The sequence below is a fragment of the Actinobacillus pleuropneumoniae genome (assembly GCF_003290385.1).
Classification (GTDB): Bacteria; Pseudomonadota; Gammaproteobacteria; order Enterobacterales; family Pasteurellaceae; genus Actinobacillus; species Actinobacillus lignieresii.
In genome coordinates this window covers 33,567-51,172 of record NZ_CP030753.1, presented here as the reverse complement: position 1 = coordinate 51,172, position 17,606 = coordinate 33,567, and the positions used below count along the sequence as shown (strand labels likewise).

Genomic DNA, 17,606 nt, shown 5'->3' with positions numbered 1-17,606 from the left:
TAAACCGAATTCAAACTAAAAATTTTATTAACTGGAAAACAAACATGATTGATTACAAAAACACTTTAAATTTGCCTGAAACAGGCTTTCCTATGCGTGGGGATCTCGCTAAACGTGAACCCGATATGTTAAAAAATTGGTATGACAAAAACCTATACCAAAAAGTACGTGAAAGTTCGAAAGGGAAAAAATCTTTCATTCTGCACGACGGTCCTCCGTATGCGAACGGTAATATTCACATTGGTCATGCAGTTAATAAAATTTTAAAAGATATTATTATGAAATCGAAAACCGCTTTAGGTTTCGATACGCCTTATGTTCCGGGTTGGGACTGCCACGGTTTACCGATTGAATTAAAAGTAGAAGGTATCGTCGGCAAACCGAACGAAAAAATTTCTGCGGCGGAATTCCGTCAAGCTTGCCGTGATTATGCAAAAGAGCAAGTCGAAGGACAAAAAGCAGACTTTATCCGTATGGGGATTTTAGGTGACTGGGATAATCCGTACCTTACGATGAATTTTGATACGGAAGCACACATTATCCGTACCTTAGGCAAAGTGATTGCGAACGGTCACTTATACAAAGGTTCTAAACCGGTTCACTGGTGTTTAGACTGCGGCTCGTCATTAGCGGAAGCGGAAGTAGAATACGAAGACAAAGTGTCTCCGTCTATTTATGTTCGCTTTAAAGCGATTGATAGTGCGGCTGTTGAAGCAAAATTCAACGCAGTAGGTAAAGGAAGCGGTCAAATTTCCGCAGTAATTTGGACCACAACACCTTGGACTTTACCTTCAAACAAAGCGATCTCAATCAATCCTGAATTCGACTATCAATTAGTTCAATTTGGTGATGAACGTGTTGTTTTAGTCAAAGATTTAGTGGAAAGCGTACAAAAAGCGGTCGGCATAGAATCGGTCGAAGTATTAGGTGAAGTAAAAGGCGACGCATTAGAGTTAATGCAATTCCAACATCCGTTCTATGATTACAGCGTGCCGTTAATTTTAGGCGATCACGTAACTACTGACGGCGGTACCGGTTTGGTACACACCGCACCGGATCACGGTCAAGACGACTTTGTGGTATCGAAAAAATATAATATCGAAATGGCTGGTTTAGTGGCGAATGACGGTAAGTTTATTTCAACTACGCCGTTCTTTGCCGGCTTAGGTGTATTCGAGTCAAACGAAAAAGTTTTAGAAAAATTAAAAGAAGTCGGAGCGTTATTAAAATTAGAACGTATCAAACATAGCTACCCGCACTGTTGGCGTCATAAAACACCGATTATTTTCCGTGCGACTCCGCAATGGTTTATCGGTATGGAAACGCAAGGCTTACGTGAACAAGCGTTAGGCGAAATTAAATCGGTACGTTGGATCCCAAGTTGGGGGGAAGCGCGTATTGATACCATGGTGGCAAACCGTCCTGACTGGTGTATCTCTCGTCAACGTACTTGGGGTGTGCCAATGACGATGTTTGTTCACAATGAAACCGAAGAACTACATCCTCGTACACTTGAAATCTTAGAAAGCGTAGCTAAACGTGTAGAAGAAAAAGGTATTCAAGCGTGGTGGGATCTTGATCCGGTTGAAGTACTAGGTGAAGAAGATGCGAAAAACTACCGTAAAGTACCGGATACTTTAGATGTATGGTTCGATTCAGGATCTACTTATGCATCCGTAGTAGAAGCTCGTCCGGAGTTTAATGGCAACAGTACCGATATGTACCTTGAAGGCTCAGACCAGCACCGCGGTTGGTTTATGTCTTCATTAATGCTTTCAACGGCAACAAACGGCAAAGCACCGTATAAACAAGTGTTAACTCACGGTTTCGTGGTTGATGAAAAAGGCCGTAAGATGTCAAAATCGTTAGGTAACGTCATCGTGCCTTCGGAAGTTTGGAATAAAAACGGTGCGGATATTTTACGTTTATGGGTGGCATCAACCGACTATACCGGTGAAATCGCCGTTTCGCACAATATCTTAAATAGTGCGGGCGAATCTTATCGTCGTATCCGTAACACGGCTCGTTTCTTATTGGCAAACTTAAACGGTTTTGATCCGAAACGTGACTTAGTTAAACCGGAAGAAATGATCGCACTCGATCGTTGGGCGGTAAGCTGTGCTTTAGAAGCGCAAAACGATATTAAAGAAGCGTACGATAACTACCAATTCCATACGGTGGTACAACGTTTAATGCGTTTCTGCTCTATCGAAATGGGTTCATTCTATTTAGATATTATCAAAGACCGTCAATACACAACGAAAGCGGACAGTCTTGCACGTCGTAGCTGCCAAACCGCATTATGGCATATCGCAGAAGCGTTAGTTCGTTGGATGGCACCGATTCTATCGTTCACAGCAGATGAAATTTGGAGCTATTTACCGCAAGTTGAAGGTCGTTCGGAATTCGTCTTTACCGAAGAATTTTACGAAGGCTTATTCGGTTTAACCGAAGCGGATAAATTGGACGACGCTTACTGGCAACAAATCTTAAAAGTACGTGCCGAATCAAACCGCGTGTTAGAACAAGCGCGTAAAGACAAAGTTATCGGTTCGGGTTTAGAAGCAAAAGTAACGCTTTATGCAAATAATGAAATCCGTGCAATGTTAGAGCAACTTGGCAATGAACTTCGTTTTGTACTGATTACTTCACAAGCGATTATCAAGCCGTTAAGCGAAGCGGACGTAGCGGAAGGCGAAATGGCAGGTTTAGCGGTGAAAGTGGAACGTGCCGAAGGCGAAAAATGCCCACGCTGCTGGCACTTCGCAACCGACATCGGTACACATACGGAACATAGTTCGGTGTGCGGACGTTGCGTAGAAAACGTAGCCGGTGAAGGCGAGAAACGTTCGTTTGCTTAAAATTGCTTAAGTAACGTAACCTCGCACAATGTGCGAGGTTTTACATTACAAAGTTATTTTTAATCAATAGCTTCCGTAAATTCTGTCGCAGAGCGACAACGATATACTAACCCGATATATTACTATCGGGTCTATCATATAGGATCGTAAAATGCTCATTCTCAATAAACCTAATCACGCCAAAAAACAGCTGGAAGCATTACGTTTTATCCCGCAAACGGCGGATAAAGTGGAATTTCTATCCGATAGTCGTGAGTTCAAAGAGCGCATTTTAACGCTAATCAAAAATGCAAAAAAACGCATTTATTTAACCGCTTTATATTTTGAACAAGATGAAGCGGGGCAAGAAGTTTTAACCGCTTTATATCAAGCGAAACGAGATAATCCTACGCTCGATATTAAAGTCCTCGTCGATTGGCACAGAGCGCAACGAGGTCGTATCGGAGAAGAAACGACAAGTTCAAATGCCGATTGGTATGTAAAAATCAAACAACAATATAATTTACCGACTGATCAAGAAATTCAGTTTTGGGGCGTGCCGGTTAATCGCAAAGAGTTATTCGGCGTATTGCATTTAAAAGGCTTTATCTTCGATGATACGTTACTCTATAGCGGCGCAAGTATTAATAACGTCTATCTGCAACAATTCGAACGTTATCGTTACGACCGTTATCATGTGATTGAAAATAAAGCCTTAACCGATGCCATAGTCGAGTTTGCCGATACGCATATTTTGCAGCATGATGCGGTAAATCGTCTGGATAATGCCAACCGTCCGAAAACGCACGAAATTCGACCGCTTATCAAAGCGTTTCGTAAATATTTATCCGCACAAAGTTATATATTTAACGGACAGCCGCAAAGTGATCAATTGAGCTTATCGCCGTTAGTCGGTTTAGGACGTAAAAATGCGTTAAATAAAACGATTGAAGCCTTGTTTTATCAGGTGGAAGATAAATTAACGATATGTACGCCGTATTTTAATTTTCCGCTTTCGCTCTATAAGCGTTTAAATTGGTTATTGGATCACGGTAAAAAAGCGGAAATTATTGTCGGCGATAAAACCGCCAACGACTTTTATACGCCGCCGGAAGAAAAATTTACGATGGCATCGGCATTGCCGTATTTATATGAGAAAAATTTACGCGCCTTTACCAAACGTTTTGATCGTTATATTCAGAACGGGCAATTAACCGTACGTCTATGGAAACACGGTGATAATAGTTACCATCTGAAAGGAGTATGGATTGACGATCGTTATATCTTATTAACCGGTAATAATCTCAATCCTCGAGCTTGGGCTTTAGACGCGGAAAATGCGGTATTAATTTATGACCCGAAAGCCGAACTAAGCGCAAAGGCAGAAACCGAATTAACGCAGATTCGTACTCATACGACGGTTTTAAAACACTATAGTGACTTAGAACAAATTAACGATTATCCCGAAGCGGTACGGAAACTGTTAAAACGTTTCGGTCGAGTGAAGTTGGATAAAGTCGTCAAAATGTTGTTATAAATTATTTGATTTATCACGGATAACATAGATTTGTATAAAACTTTGTTATCCGTCTTTTTTATTTACAAAGGAATAAAAATGAGCGAACAAATTTATGGTATTCATGCCGTAAAAGCTTTCTTAGATAACGCACCGGAACGCTTAATTGAAGTTTTAGTGCTAAAAGGGCGTGAAGATAAACGCTTAACCCCGTTACTAAATGAGTTACAACGTTTAGGTATTTCCGTTCAGCAAGTAAACCGCCAAACATTGGATAACAAAGCGCAAGGTGAAGTTCACCAAGGGATTATTGCGAAAGTCGTGCCGCAAAAAGAGCTGAACGAACATGATCTGGATGCTATTCTGGCGCAAAAACAAAACCCGTTTTTATTAATCTTAGACGGTGTGACCGATCCGCATAACCTTGGTGCTTGTTTGCGTACTGCAGATGCGGCAGGTGTGGATGCGGTGATTGTACCGAAAGATAAATCGGCACAGCTTACCTCAACCGCTCGTAAAGTAGCTTGCGGTGCGGCGGAAACCGTGCCGTTAATTCGTGTTACCAACCTTGCTCGCACAATGCGAGAGCTACAAGAGCAACATAATATCTGGATTGTCGGCACGGCAGGTGAAGCGACTTCCGGTATTTATCAGGCTAAATTAACCGGTGCTATCGCTTTAGTGATGGGAGCGGAAGGTGACGGTATGCGTCGTCTAACCCGTGAACATTGCGACCAGTTAATCAGTATCCCAATGGCGGGTTCGGTTTCTTCATTGAACGTTTCGGTTGCGACCGGCGTATGTTTATTTGAAATCGTACGCCAAAAACTAGCCGCACAATAAGTGCTAATTTCTTCAAATATGGAAGATGATAAAATTTCAGTCACTCGGCATTTGCAAAGTTTGCTACAAATTTAACCGCTTATCTCTTCCGTATTTTCTCTACTGATGACACACCTCATACAGAGGTAATAATTTTCGAATCGTTTGGTAAATAAATTCCGCTATATCAATCTGATCCAAATCGGCTTTTTCAATATTGCGCCCGATGCACCAAAAATCTTCCTCATTTTCAAGCGACAACGAATCTGTCTCTTTAAGCGTTTTAAAATCGGCATATTCACTTTCCGCACCGTGCCACACCTCAAAATCTTGGTATTGCAAGCGGTCTAATTTTTCCAACCATTGGTTATATTGTGCTAACGAAATCTGAGAACGATCCGCTCGGTAACAATGCCAATCCAAACACACCTGTAAACGGCGGCGATTTAAAATCACCGATAAAATTGCCGCAGAATTGCGGTTAAATTCATATTTGTAATAGGCAAAAAAATGCGCTCGTACCTGCCAACCGTTACACCATTTTTCAATATGCGGTTCGGCAAACGGCATACCGAGCTGACGTGCCACTTCTAAATGCAACGCTTTCCATTTTTGCCACTCCGATTTGTAATTTGCTTTTATCAACGGAATATCTTCCGGACAATATTTTTTCATTTGCGCAAATTGAAAAAACGGGATCTCAAATAATTCACAACTTTTGGCATTTAGCATTTTGGTTCCTCAAATAAAAAGCGGTCGAATTTGTAAATTTTTTCGCAAATTCAACCGCTTGTCATTAGCTAGGATTAACTACGGGTGTAAACAAATTCCACGCCTTCTTCATCTTCTTCCGACCAATCATCATCAAAGTCATCCCAATCTTCTTCGATAGGGTTTTGCATTGCTTGTTGATGGTAGTCATCCCATTTGAATTTCACTTCATCCGCTTCTGTATTTTCTTCTGCGACTTCACGAGGGTTCGCTTCGATAAAGTCCATAATGTCACGGGTAAGATTTTGTACGTTTTGACCGGTTGCAGCAGAAATTAGGTAATAATCGCCTTCCCAACCAATTTGTTCTGCGATTTCTTGCGCACGAGCTTGTGCTTCTTCTTCGCCAATCGTATCAATCTTATTGAAGACTAACCAAGTCGGTTTTTCCGATAATTTTTCGCTATATTGGTAAAGCTCGCTTTCAATCACCGAAATATTTTGTGCCGGATCGCTTTCGTCAATCGGCATAATATCGACTAAGTGAATTAACACACGGCAACGTTCAAGATGTTTTAAGAAACGAATACCTAAACCGGCACCGTCCGCCGCACCTTCGATTAAGCCCGGAATGTCCGCCACCACAAAACTGCGATCCGCACCGACACGCGCTACGCCCAAACTTGGCACAAGCGTAGTAAACGGATAATCCGCTACTTTCGGTTTTGCAGCCGATACGGCACGGATAAAGGTTGATTTACCGGCATTCGGTAAGCCAAGCATACCAACATCGGCAAGTAGCATTAACTCCAGTAATAAATCACGTTTTTCGCCCGGTGTACCGTTCGTTTTTTGACGAGGCGCACGGTTTACCGACGATTTAAAACGGGTATTACCTAAACCGTGATAACCGCCTTTTGCCACCAACATTTTCATACCGTGTTTGGTTAAGTCACCGATGACTTCTTGGGTGTCATTATCGATTGCTCGCGTACCGACCGGCACACGTAAAGTAATATCGTTACCACGGTGACCGGTACAACCGGCACTACGACCGTTCTCGCCACGACCTGCGGCATAACGTTTTTCAAAACGGTAGTCGATAAGCGTATTTAGGTTTTCGTCAGCGATTAAATAAACATCACCGCCGTCACCGCCGTCGCCGCCGTCCGGCCCGCCTTTCGGGATATATTTTTCACGGCGGAAACTCACGCAACCGTTACCGCCATCGCCTGCTTCTACACGAATCAGGGCTTCATCAATAAATTTCATTGTTATTCCTTTTTTACTCCCCTCTTTAAGCAAAGAAGGGCAGGGGGAGATTTGTTAGATCTAAAATTTGCAAAATATTGGAGAAATTTCACCGCTTGTAAAATCTCCCCTAACCCCTCTTTATAAAAGAGGGGGACGTTTCATTACATTTTTTCAATCGTCTTAATACCTAAGAGATCTAGACCTTGTTTTAGCGTTTTCGCCGTTAATGCGGCTAAACTTAAACGGCTGTTTTTTACATTCTCTTCCGCATTCAGCATCGGGCAAGCTTCGTAGAAACTTGAGAATGCGCCGGCTAATTCGTATAAGTATTGGCAAAGAATATTCGGCATACCGTCTTTTGCTACACCGTTTAACGCTTCTTCAAACTGTAAAAGTTTAACCGCTAACGCACGCTCTTTATCTTCAGTTAAATTAATTTCGCCGTTTAAGCCGTTTACATCAATGCCGGCACGGTTGAAGATTGAACGAATACGAGTATAAGCGTACTGCATATACGGTGCGGTGTTGCCTTCGAAGGTCAGCATATTATCCCAGTCGAATACGTAGTCTGTGGTACGGTTTTTCGAGAGATCCGAATATTTGACCGAGCCGATAGCTACCGCTTCCACTACCGCCGCTTTTTCTTCTGCGGTTAAATCGGTTGAACGCTCTGAAATTAATTTATCCGCACGTTCCACCGCCTCATCTAATAGATCTTTTAATTTAACCGTACCGCCCGAACGGGTTTTAAACGGCTTGCCGTCTTTGCCTAACATCATTCCGAAGAACGGATGTTCAAGGCTGAAACTTTCCGGCACATAACCCGCTTTACGAGTAATTAACCACGCTTGTTGCATATGTTGTGCTTGGCGAGAATCCGAGAACACTAACACACGATCCGCATTTAAGGTTTCGTAGCGATATTTCGCTGCGGCAATATCCGTCGTGGTATATAAGAAACCGCCGTCTTTTTTCTGTACGATAACGCCCATCGGATCACCGTCTTTGTTCTTAAATTCTTCTAAGAACACCACCAACGCACCGTCATCTTCCACCGCTAAACCTTTTGCTTTTAAATCCGCTACGATTTCCGGCAACATCGGGTTGTAAAGGCTTTCGCCCATCACATCTTTTTCTGAAAGGGTAACGTTTAAACGATCGTAGTTTTCTTGGTTGTGGTGCATTGTAATATCAACTAATTTTTTCCACATCGTACGGCAATATTCATCACCGCTTTGGAGTTTCACCACATAGTTACGTGCTTTTTCGGCAAATACTTCATCACTATCGTAATGCTCTTTTGCCGCACGGTAGAACGCTTCCAAATCGCTTAATTCCATTTGGCTGGCGTGTTCGTTTTCCATTTTCTCCAAGTAAGCAATTAACATACCGAATTGCGTACCCCAGTCGCCAACGTGGTTGGCACGAATCACTTTATTACCTAAAAATTCTAAAGTACGCACCACCGCATCACCGATAATGGTTGAACGTAAGTGACCTACGTGCATTTCTTTCGCTACGTTCGGCGAAGAATAGTCGATCACGATCGTTTGCGGATTTGCAGTTTTAATCCCGAAATTGACCGCTTGTAATGCTTCACTTGCTTGATTTGCTAACCACGCTTGGTTTAAGAAAATATTGATAAAGCCCGGACCGGCAATTTCTAATTTATCGGCAATGCCGTTTAAATCTGCGTTATCCAAAATTTTCTGGGCAAACTCACGTGGGTTCATACCTAATTTTTTTGCTGCGCCCATTGCGCCGTTTGCTTGATAATCGCCGAATTCCGGTTTACCCGATTGACGCACTAGCGGCTCGACATTGCTGTCCGCTCCTGCCGCAATCATTGCTTGTTTAATTTTGTCTGATAAAATCTGTTGAATATTCACGAATCTATAACCTTTTTCAACGTGCTATTTTTGCACGACATTTAATTTAAAAAATCCGAAGAGTGCGTCAAATCGCACCTAAAAGGGAAAACGCTCTATGATACAAGAAAATGCAAAATTTTACGAGAAAATGACCGCTTGTTTTGGCGATTTTTCTGAATTTCAACAAAAAATTCAGCAAATAGCTCATTTGGCAATGTTGGATTTGAGTCAATTTGAAATTGACCATTTAGCGGTCAGAATGAATGAGTGGCAAACCGCCGAACGGTGGCGTTCGATCTTGCTAGAAAACAGTGAATTGTTGAAAGAAAGCGAAGTAAACGGACGGCCGATAGCCCTTATCAAACTCAATCAGCCGTTGTCTTTTTTAGGACAATCGGTTTCAATTATCGAATTACCGTTTCCTAAAGATAAAGTTTATCCGCAACAAGGTTGGGAACATATTGAAATCGTTTATCCGATGAAGCCAAACGAAACGATTGAGCAATGGGTTCAGCGCACCTTAAAACAGTTTCATTTAACGATTAATGCCAATCTTGATCTTAAGATCAGTCAGCCTAAAGTAGCAGGCGAACGTTTACCGAATCCGAGTATTGCAATTTCGTTAAAAAATAAAACTTATTGTAATCCTTGTTGTCTAAAGCTCCACCCTTATGGTATAACTGAAATTATTCATTCAGGGAGTAATTTCTGAGCAATTTTTCATTGGAGAAGAAAAATATGAAAAAATTTAGTTTAGCAGCGGCTTTATTTACAAGTTTAACCCTTGTCGGTTGTGCAAATACCGATATTTACAGCGGTAGCGTTTATAACTCAAGCCAAGCGAAAGAAGCGCGTTCAATTAGCTACGGTACCATCGTATCCGTACGTGACGTCAAAATTCAAGCGGATAACCAAGGCGTATTGGGAACGCTCGGCGGCGGTGCGCTCGGCGGTATTACCGGTTCGACTATCGGTGGCGGTAGCGGCCGTGCGGTAGCGACGGCGGTCGGTGCGATTGCCGGTGCGGTAATCGGTAGCACGATTGAAGAAAAAGTCAGCCAAGTTTCTTCGTTAGAAATGGTAATTCGTAAAGACGACGGTAAAGAAATCGTGGTCGTTCAGAAAAAAGAAGATGGTTTCGTACCCGGCAAACGTGTTAGAATCGTTGGCTCCAATTCAGACTTGAACGTGTCTGTGCTGTAACTTCGTTTATCTCCTAAGGATACATACATAATGAAAAAATTTTCTCTTGCTCTATTGGCGGCTGTAACACTTGCGGCTTGTACTCAAGATTTCTATGCCGATAAGGGAAATGCAACAGTATTAAACAGCAAAAATTTATCTCAAGATACTGTTGAATTAACCGTGCAAAAAGATAGTGGCGAAATTGTTACGCTTACTCGTAAGAATGACCCTCATGCCGCTGTCGGAGCTCGCGTGAATCTATCAGAAAAAACCGAACAAAAAGATTCCGATTTAACGACTATTCGTCGTTATGAATTCAAATAACGGTTGAAATTATATAAAACCTCGAGCAATCGAGGTTTTTTTATCTTTCTCACAGCCACTTACGAACTTTCGTTTGATAATCCGTAAAATCCTTGCCAAATTTCTGTACTAAAACACGTTCTTCGGGAATAATTTGAAAGCGATCGACATACCACATAAATCCGGCAATCACTAGAATAGCAAAATAGCTGTTCAGCCAAATTCCCCATGCTATCAGCGCTAACACCAGCGATAAATACATCGGATTACGACTTACGCGATAAATACCTTGTACCACAAGTTTATTTGTTTGAGTCGGATCTCTCGGCGTAAATGCCGTTTTCTCTTTAAAAAACGCATAAACACTCATCAAGCCGACAATGGCGCTCAGTAACAGAAACAAATAACCGAATGCTTTAGGAATAAAATAAACTTCGGCTTGAGGCAAAAAGTAAATCAATATAGCGGACAGAATAAATAAAAGCGGCGGGGGAAGTTTGAGTTCCATGGTCAATTTCTCCTAAAAAATAACCGCTTGTACTCTTTCACAAGCGGTCAAATTTCGGTTATTTTTGCAAATTATACGTTAAAGCGGAAGTGCATTACATCACCGTCTTGTACGATATAATCTTTACCTTCCAAACGCCATTTACCGGCGTCTTTCGCACCGTTTTCACCTTTAAACTGAATAAAATCGTCATAGGCGATCACTTCCGCACGAATAAAACCTTTTTCGAAGTCGGTATGAATAACCGCCGCCGCTTTCGGTGCGGTTGCACCGACGGAAACCGTCCAAGCACGCACTTCTTTCACACCTGCGGTAAAGTAAGTTTGCAGGTTTAATAAACGGTAACCGGCACGAATAACACGGTTTAAACCCGGTTCTTCAATGCCTAAATCTTGTAAAAACTCGACTTTTTCTTCATCATCCAACTCGGCGATTTCCGATTCAATCGCAGCACATACCGGCACCACTACAGCACCTTCTTTCTCGGCGATTTCACGCACACGATCTAAATACGGGTTGTTTTCAAAACCGTCTTCATTCACGTTCGCAATGTACATAGTCGGTTTTAAGGTTAAGAAGTTATAACCTTTGATTGCGTGTAATTCGTCTTTATCTAAATCAACGGAACGAATCATTCCGGCATTTTCAAGCACCGGTAAGATTTTTTCCATAATCGATAATTCGAATTTCGCGTCTTTATCGCCGCCTTTCGCACGTTTTTGTAAACGTTGAATCGCACGTTCGCAGCTGTCTAAATCCGCTAACGCCAGTTCGGTATTGATGATTTCAATATCATCCGCCGGATCTATTTTACCGGCAACGTGTACGATATCGTCATTTTCAAAACAACGCACTACGTGACCGATCGCATCGGTTTCACGAATATTGGCTAAGAATTTATTGCCTAAACCTTCGCCTTTACTTGCACCGGCAACTAAACCGGCAATGTCCACAAATTCCATTGTGGTTGGAAGTACACGCTCGGGTTTCACTATTTCCGCTAATGCGTCTAAGCGCGGATCCGGCATCGGTACCACACCCGTGTTCGGTTCGATAGTACAGAACGGATAGTTAGCCGCTTCAATACCGGCTTTAGTAAGTGCATTGAAAAGAGTTGATTTACCAACGTTCGGTAAACCCACAATACCACATTTAAATCCCATAATTTTTCCTATTAAAGATACGAGGTCACAATTTTACCTCGAAATAAATTGGTAAAAAACGGTCTAAATTTGACCGCTTATCATAATTCTGTCAGATAGCTAAAAGTTTCAAGCTTTAAACGCATTTAATCGATTAGTCGCTTTTGTAATACCATCTTTCAGTAAAAGATCAACACAGCGACCGGCTTCATCCACCGCCGCATTAATTTTTTCTTGATCTTGCGGACTTGGTTTACCCAACACATAACCGGCAACCAATTCTTTACTGCCCGGATGTCCGATACCGATACGCACACGGTAAAAATTATTACTGTTGCCAAGGCTGGCAATAATATCTTTCAAACCGTTATGACCGCCGTGACCGCCGCCCTGCTTAATTTTTGCCACACCGGGCGGTAAATCCAATTCATCATGAGCGACTAAAATTTCTTCCGGTTTGATTCGATAAAAATTCGCTAAAGCACCGACCGCTTTACCGCTTAAATTCATAAAGGTCGTCGGTACAAGTAAACGAACTTCACCGCCTGCCGCATTAATTTTTGCGACTTTTCCGAAGAATTTCGCTTCTTCTTTTAAGCTGACATTAAATTGACGAGCGATTTCATTAATCAGCCATTCACCGGCATTATGGCGAGTATCTTCGTATTTCGTCCCCGGATTTGCCAAACCGACAATAAGTTTAATTTGCGACATTTTCTGTCCTATTTAATTATCTGTCCTACTCGATTAACGGGAAAAAGCCCTAACCTAAAATGAAAAGTTATTATTGTAGGCAAAAAGGGCATTTTCCACAAGGAAAATGCCCTGATTTCGCCGAATTTATACGGTTAAGGAATTTGTAACTTCATTGCTATTTTTAACCGCTTTCGGATCTTCGCCATATTTGTTGCTAAAGCGTTGCCCGTCTTTAAATAAAAGTAACAACGAAAAAACAATAACTGCGATGCCGCCGAAAACGGTTGAACCGTAAAGCGCATACTCCGTTCCGGTAATTGCACCGCCCAATTCTTTCTCTAAAGAGAAGATTGTCGCAATTCCGAACATGACTGCAACGGCATAGGGCAATAACTGCCACCATCCCGACCAGCCCAAATCGTGTAAACGGCGCGCGGTAAGACTAATTGCCGTAACGGCGGTAAGCAGCTGATATAAATACGAGAGAGAATTTAAGCCGATACCGAGCTCTTCTAATCCGATAGCGACACATACGCTCACTAAAATATTGAACGTAATCACAATCAAAATATTAATTAAATAGAACCAACCGTATTCTCTACGTCTGGCGCGATCTTTAAAATTAAACGTTTTTTTCAAGACTAATAAAAACCAATTCATTTTTACGCTGACTCCTTATTTAACATGATGAAAATTGTTTATTATTTTAACTATCCGGTTGCTTGCCGTAGCGATTGATAAACGGTTGACCTCGTTTAAATATTAAGAAAAAGATTTGTATAAAATAAGTGACCAAAACGTACCGAATTTGGTATCTAACATAGCATTCAAGCTATGTTTAGGTATGAGATAAGTTAGTATCATAGCTACTATATTCATCGTCAATAAATAGGATTGCCACCAACCGGAATAACCTAAATCATGTAGCCGCCTTACCGTTACGCTAGACATCGGTAGCAACAATAAAATATCTAAAAGGCTATTTAAAATATGCAGATCATCGGAAAGATGTATTAAACGTAAAGCAAAAGCGAGCTTGGCAATCAGCACAATCGCCCAATCGCTTAATTCATAAATCAGAATAAACCAAATAAATTCGGCTCGTTTCGCTCTACCTTGATAATTAAAAGTATTGCGTAAAGTATAGATAAACCACTCCATTGGTCATTCCCTTATTTTTAATGAACATTTTTTAATCTTTTTACAAATTTTGAAATAAATCGAACCGCTTGTCACGTAATTTGAATAAATTTGCGTGCTTAGGTTGTCCTCAAAGCATAAATCAGCGAAAATAGATCAATATTTTTAAGGTGGTTCGTCCGCCCTTCTTTGTCTTAATTTTAATCTAGAGAAAAGCATGTCATATCCACAAGAAGTCAATAAACGTCGTACCTTTGCGATTATTTCTCACCCCGATGCGGGTAAAACCACCATAACCGAAAAAGTTTTACTTTACGGAAATGCAATCCAAACCGCCGGTTCAGTGAAAGGAAAAGGCTCTAGCGCACACGCCAAATCCGACTGGATGGAAATGGAAAAACAACGCGGTATTTCTATTACAACGTCCGTCATGCAATTTCCTTACAATAATTGCTTAGTTAATTTATTGGATACCCCCGGACACGAAGACTTCTCCGAAGATACTTACCGCACATTGACTGCGGTAGATAGCTGCTTAATGGTTATCGACAGTGCAAAAGGTGTTGAGGAACGTACAATTAAATTAATGGAAGTGACTCGTCTGCGTGATACGCCGATCTTAACTTTTATGAACAAACTCGACCGTGATATCCGTGATCCGATGGAGTTACTAGATGAAGTTGAAAGCGTCCTAAAAATCCGTTGTGCGCCGATTACTTGGCCGATTGGTTGCGGTAAATTATTTAAAGGCGTCTATCATATTGCAAAAGACGAAACCTATCTTTATCAATCCGGTCAAGGTTCAACCATTCAAGAAGTACGTATCGTAAAAGGCTTGAGCAGCCCAGAACTTGATGCTGCGGTCGGTGATGATTTAGCGAACCAGTTACGTGAAGAATTAGAACTTGTACAAGGTGCATCAAACGAATTTGATCACGAAGCCTTTATCAACGGCGAACTCACACCGGTATTCTTCGGTACCGCATTAGGTAACTTCGGTGTGGATCATTTCCTAGACGGTTTAACCGAATGGGCGCCAAAACCGCAAGCACGTCAAACCGATGTACGTACGGTCGAATCAAGCGAGGAAAAATTCTCTGGCTTCGTGTTTAAGATCCAAGCGAATATGGACCCGAAACACCGTGACCGAGTGGCATTTATGCGCGTTGTTTCAGGCAAATACGAAAAAGGTATGAAGCTCAAACACGTACGTATCGGCAAAGATGTCGTGATTTCCGATGCCTTAACCTTTATGGCGGGTGATCGTGCACATGCTGAAGAAGCTTACGCCGGCGATATTATCGGTTTACATAACCACGGCACAATCCAAATCGGCGACACCTTCACTCAAGGTGAAGTGATGAAATTTACCGGTATTCCGAACTTTGCACCGGAACTGTTCCGTCGTATTCGCTTGAAAGACCCACTTAAGCAAAAACAATTACTGAAAGGCTTAGTTCAACTTTCGGAAGAAGGTGCTGTACAGGTGTTCCGTCCGTTAATGAACAATGACTTGATTGTAGGTGCGGTCGGTGTGCTTCAGTTTGACGTGGTGGTTTCCCGTCTGAAAACAGAATATAACGTAGAAGCGATTTACGAAGCGGTAAACGTTGCAACCGCTCGTTGGGTTGAGTGCGGTGATGCGAAGAAATTTGAAGAATTTAAACGCAAAAACGAACAAAACCTCGCATTAGACGGCGGCGATAACTTAACTTATATCGCACCGACTATGGTGAACTTAAATCTGGCGCAAGAGCGTTATCCCGACATAAACTTCTTTAAAACACGCGAACATTAATCTTTGCTAAACAAGCGGTCATTTTGTAGAGAAATTCGACAAAATGACCGCTTTTTTATCCTTCTAATTCTCCTCTTTTCTTATTCCATTATTTTTTTATTGATTTAATAGATTAATAGCTATTATTTTTTTATGGTTTTATGATAGAATTGCCGCGCTATTAAATACTTGACTAAAAATAAGGGAATTTCTAATGAAAAAATGGCTACTTCCGTTACTGGCAACCACATTATTTACCGTAGGTTGCGAAGATAAATCCGTTACACAAAACAATCCGCAAAATAATAAAGAAAGCGAAGTTAAAAACTTAAAAAACAATGAATTAACTCAAGTCACCGTAATTGCGCCTTGGGAGTTAAACAGTTTGCATCCGACTCAATCCGGCGTTATTTTCCAACGAATGAACTTAGCCGAAACTTTAGTTGAAGCGAATGAAAAAGGCGAATTGATTCCGGGATTGGCAACAGAATGGCAAAGTAATGAAGACGCAACCGAGTGGACTTTTACTCTACGTGATGCAACCTTCCATAACGGTGAAAAAGTAAATGCGCAAACCGTAGCCAAAAATCTCAATTTATTAATGGTGCAACCAAGCATTCTACAAAAAGCCTTTATTCAAGAGATCAGTGCATTAGGGGACAATCAAGTTAAATTTAAACTCACGAAATCGTTCGTACCCTTCCCATCTTTTTTAACGCACTATTCCACCATTATTTTAGCGGACGAAGCATTTAATGAAAAAAACGAAGTGGTGAAATTAATCGGTACCGGTGCTTTTAAAGCGACCAAAGTCGAAGCACCGCAAAAAATTGAAGCTGTTCGTTTTGAGCAATACTGGGGAGAAAAACCGAAGGTTCTTCATGCAAATTATTTAGCCAGCAGCCGTAGTGAAACTCGTGTATTAATGGCACAAAGCGATGTAAGTTCATTAGTATTTAATTTAGATACCGCCAGTGTCGCACGTTTAAAAACCGATCCGAATTTAACTGTTACCAGCGGTTCTATCGCTCGTACGATTCAAATGAAGATGGATGCGGCTAAACCGTTCTTTAAAGATTTAACAATTCGCCAAGCACTTTCACAGGCAATTAACCGTAAGGCGATTGCCGAACAAGTGTTAAAAATTAAAGACGGTGCGGCGGATCAAATCTTACCGAAAGCCTTTGCCGATTGGCGTGTGGAAAATAAAGACGAAAGCGTTGATATTGCAAAAATCAAACAAAATTTAACCTCTGCCGGATACCAATTCAATAGCGAAGGCAAATTAACCGATAAAGAAGGAAAGCCGTTCAGCTTTACCTTAAGAACCTTCTCGGATCGTCCGGAATTACCGATTATTGCGACTATTCTCCAAGCACAATGGCGAGAGATTGGTATTGATGTCAATGTTTCTGTCGGCAATTCGAGTGAAATTCCTGCCGGTCATAAAGACGGTAGCTTAGAAATGGCACTCTATGCGCTGAACTATGGCAAAACCATCGATCCGTTCGGTGTTATCGTACAAGATTATGCAAAAGGCGGTAGCGACTGGGGTGTAATGAACTGGAGCAATGAACAATTAGCACAAACGTTAGAGAAAATCGAAACGGAACGTGATCCGCAAAAAGCTAAGCAGTTAAAACAAACGGTTAGCCGAATCATTCATGATGAATTACCGATTATTCCAATTGTGTATTATCAGCAAAATGTCGCAACACATAATGAGATGAAAGGCGTTACGCTAGATACATTCGAAAGAAGATTCTTTTTAGAAAAACTCACAAAATAACATGATAAAAATTTAGCATTAAAAACACGGAAAACAGCATACAAATTTAAGCC

Annotated in this window: 15 protein-coding genes and 1 pseudogene; 8 read left to right on the top strand and 8 right to left on the bottom strand. The window is 41.4% G+C overall.

Going from position 1 to position 17,606, the window contains the following annotated elements; genetic code table 11:
* The first annotated feature begins 44 nt into the window (after positions 1-44).
* The 3 genes from ileS to rlmB all read left to right on the top strand — a co-directional run bounded on the left by ileS (position 45) and on the right by rlmB (position 5,199).
* Positions 45-2,861 (top strand): isoleucine--tRNA ligase, encoded by a 2,817-nt coding sequence (ileS, locus tag DRF63_RS00220; RefSeq protein ID WP_005595660.1) that lies wholly within the window; start codon positions 45-47, stop codon positions 2,859-2,861.
* Positions 2,862-3,012: 151 nt separating this feature from the next.
* Complete coding sequence (gene pssA, locus DRF63_RS00215) at positions 3,013-4,377, top strand: CDP-diacylglycerol--serine O-phosphatidyltransferase (RefSeq protein WP_005595658.1); 1,365 nt, start codon at positions 3,013-3,015, stop codon at positions 4,375-4,377.
* Between the two features lie 78 nt (positions 4,378-4,455).
* A complete protein-coding gene (gene rlmB / locus DRF63_RS00210) occupies positions 4,456-5,199 on the top strand; it encodes a 23S rRNA (guanosine(2251)-2'-O)-methyltransferase RlmB (protein ID WP_005595655.1) in 744 nt (247 codons plus the stop codon).
* 99 nt (positions 5,200-5,298) lie between these two features.
* On the opposite strand, the gene DRF63_RS00205 is transcribed toward rlmB, so the two are convergent.
* The 3 genes from DRF63_RS00205 to argS all read right to left on the bottom strand — a co-directional run bounded on the left by DRF63_RS00205 (position 5,299) and on the right by argS (position 9,031).
* A complete protein-coding gene (locus DRF63_RS00205; protein ID WP_005595652.1) occupies positions 5,299-5,910 on the bottom strand; it encodes an HI_0552 family protein in 612 nt (203 codons plus the stop codon).
* 74 nt (positions 5,911-5,984) lie between these two features.
* Positions 5,985-7,160, bottom strand: coding sequence for an Obg family GTPase CgtA (gene cgtA, locus DRF63_RS00200; protein ID WP_005595651.1), 1,176 nt, complete (start codon positions 7,158-7,160; stop codon positions 5,985-5,987).
* A 143-nt stretch (positions 7,161-7,303) separates the two neighbouring features.
* On the bottom strand, positions 7,304-9,031 hold the full coding sequence (gene argS, locus DRF63_RS00195; protein WP_005595650.1) for an arginine--tRNA ligase: 1,728 nt from the start codon (positions 9,029-9,031) through the stop codon (positions 7,304-7,306).
* A gap of 97 nt (positions 9,032-9,128) precedes the next feature.
* Here argS and DRF63_RS00190 point away from each other — a divergent pair, with 97 nt between their 5' ends.
* From DRF63_RS00190 to DRF63_RS00180, 3 genes are read left to right on the top strand one after another with little or no spacing between them, the layout of a single operon-like run.
* The gene (locus DRF63_RS00190; protein ID WP_005595649.1) at positions 9,129-9,725 is read left to right on the top strand and encodes a VOC family protein; all 597 of its coding nucleotides are present in this window, start codon (positions 9,129-9,131) and stop codon (positions 9,723-9,725) included.
* Between the two features lie 26 nt (positions 9,726-9,751).
* On the top strand, positions 9,752-10,216 hold the full coding sequence (locus DRF63_RS00185) for an outer membrane lipoprotein (RefSeq protein WP_005618683.1): 465 nt from the start codon (positions 9,752-9,754) through the stop codon (positions 10,214-10,216).
* 30 nt (positions 10,217-10,246) lie between these two features.
* The gene (locus DRF63_RS00180; RefSeq protein WP_005595646.1) at positions 10,247-10,522 is read left to right on the top strand and encodes a hypothetical protein; all 276 of its coding nucleotides are present in this window, start codon (positions 10,247-10,249) and stop codon (positions 10,520-10,522) included.
* A 49-nt stretch (positions 10,523-10,571) separates the two neighbouring features.
* On the opposite strand, the gene DRF63_RS00175 is transcribed toward DRF63_RS00180, so the two are convergent.
* From DRF63_RS00175 to DRF63_RS00155, 5 genes and pseudogenes are all read right to left on the bottom strand, one after another.
* Entirely contained in the window at positions 10,572-11,009 is a 438-nt protein-coding gene (locus DRF63_RS00175; RefSeq protein WP_005595645.1) for a methyltransferase family protein, read from the bottom strand.
* A 71-nt stretch (positions 11,010-11,080) separates the two neighbouring features.
* The gene (gene ychF / locus DRF63_RS00170; protein ID WP_005618681.1) at positions 11,081-12,172 is read right to left on the bottom strand and encodes a redox-regulated ATPase YchF; all 1,092 of its coding nucleotides are present in this window, start codon (positions 12,170-12,172) and stop codon (positions 11,081-11,083) included.
* A 108-nt stretch (positions 12,173-12,280) separates the two neighbouring features.
* Positions 12,281-12,865 (bottom strand): aminoacyl-tRNA hydrolase, encoded by a 585-nt coding sequence (gene pth, locus DRF63_RS00165; RefSeq protein WP_005595643.1) that lies wholly within the window; start codon positions 12,863-12,865, stop codon positions 12,281-12,283.
* 126 nt (positions 12,866-12,991) lie between these two features.
* Entirely contained in the window at positions 12,992-13,507 is a 516-nt protein-coding gene (locus DRF63_RS00160) for a DUF805 domain-containing protein (protein WP_005595642.1), read from the bottom strand.
* A 46-nt stretch (positions 13,508-13,553) separates the two neighbouring features.
* A pseudogene (locus DRF63_RS00155) lies at positions 13,554-14,008 on the bottom strand (DUF805 domain-containing protein).
* A gap of 196 nt (positions 14,009-14,204) precedes the next feature.
* On the opposite strand from DRF63_RS00155, the gene prfC reads away from it, so the two are divergent.
* Together prfC and DRF63_RS00145 are read left to right on the top strand one after the other, a co-directional pair.
* Entirely contained in the window at positions 14,205-15,785 is a 1,581-nt protein-coding gene (gene prfC / locus DRF63_RS00150) for a peptide chain release factor 3 (RefSeq protein ID WP_005595638.1), read from the top strand.
* A gap of 193 nt (positions 15,786-15,978) precedes the next feature.
* Positions 15,979-17,553: an ABC transporter substrate-binding protein gene (locus DRF63_RS00145; RefSeq protein WP_005595635.1), complete on the top strand. Its 1,575-nt coding sequence runs from the start codon at positions 15,979-15,981 to the stop codon at positions 17,551-17,553.
* The last annotated feature ends 53 nt before the right edge of the window (positions 17,554-17,606 follow it).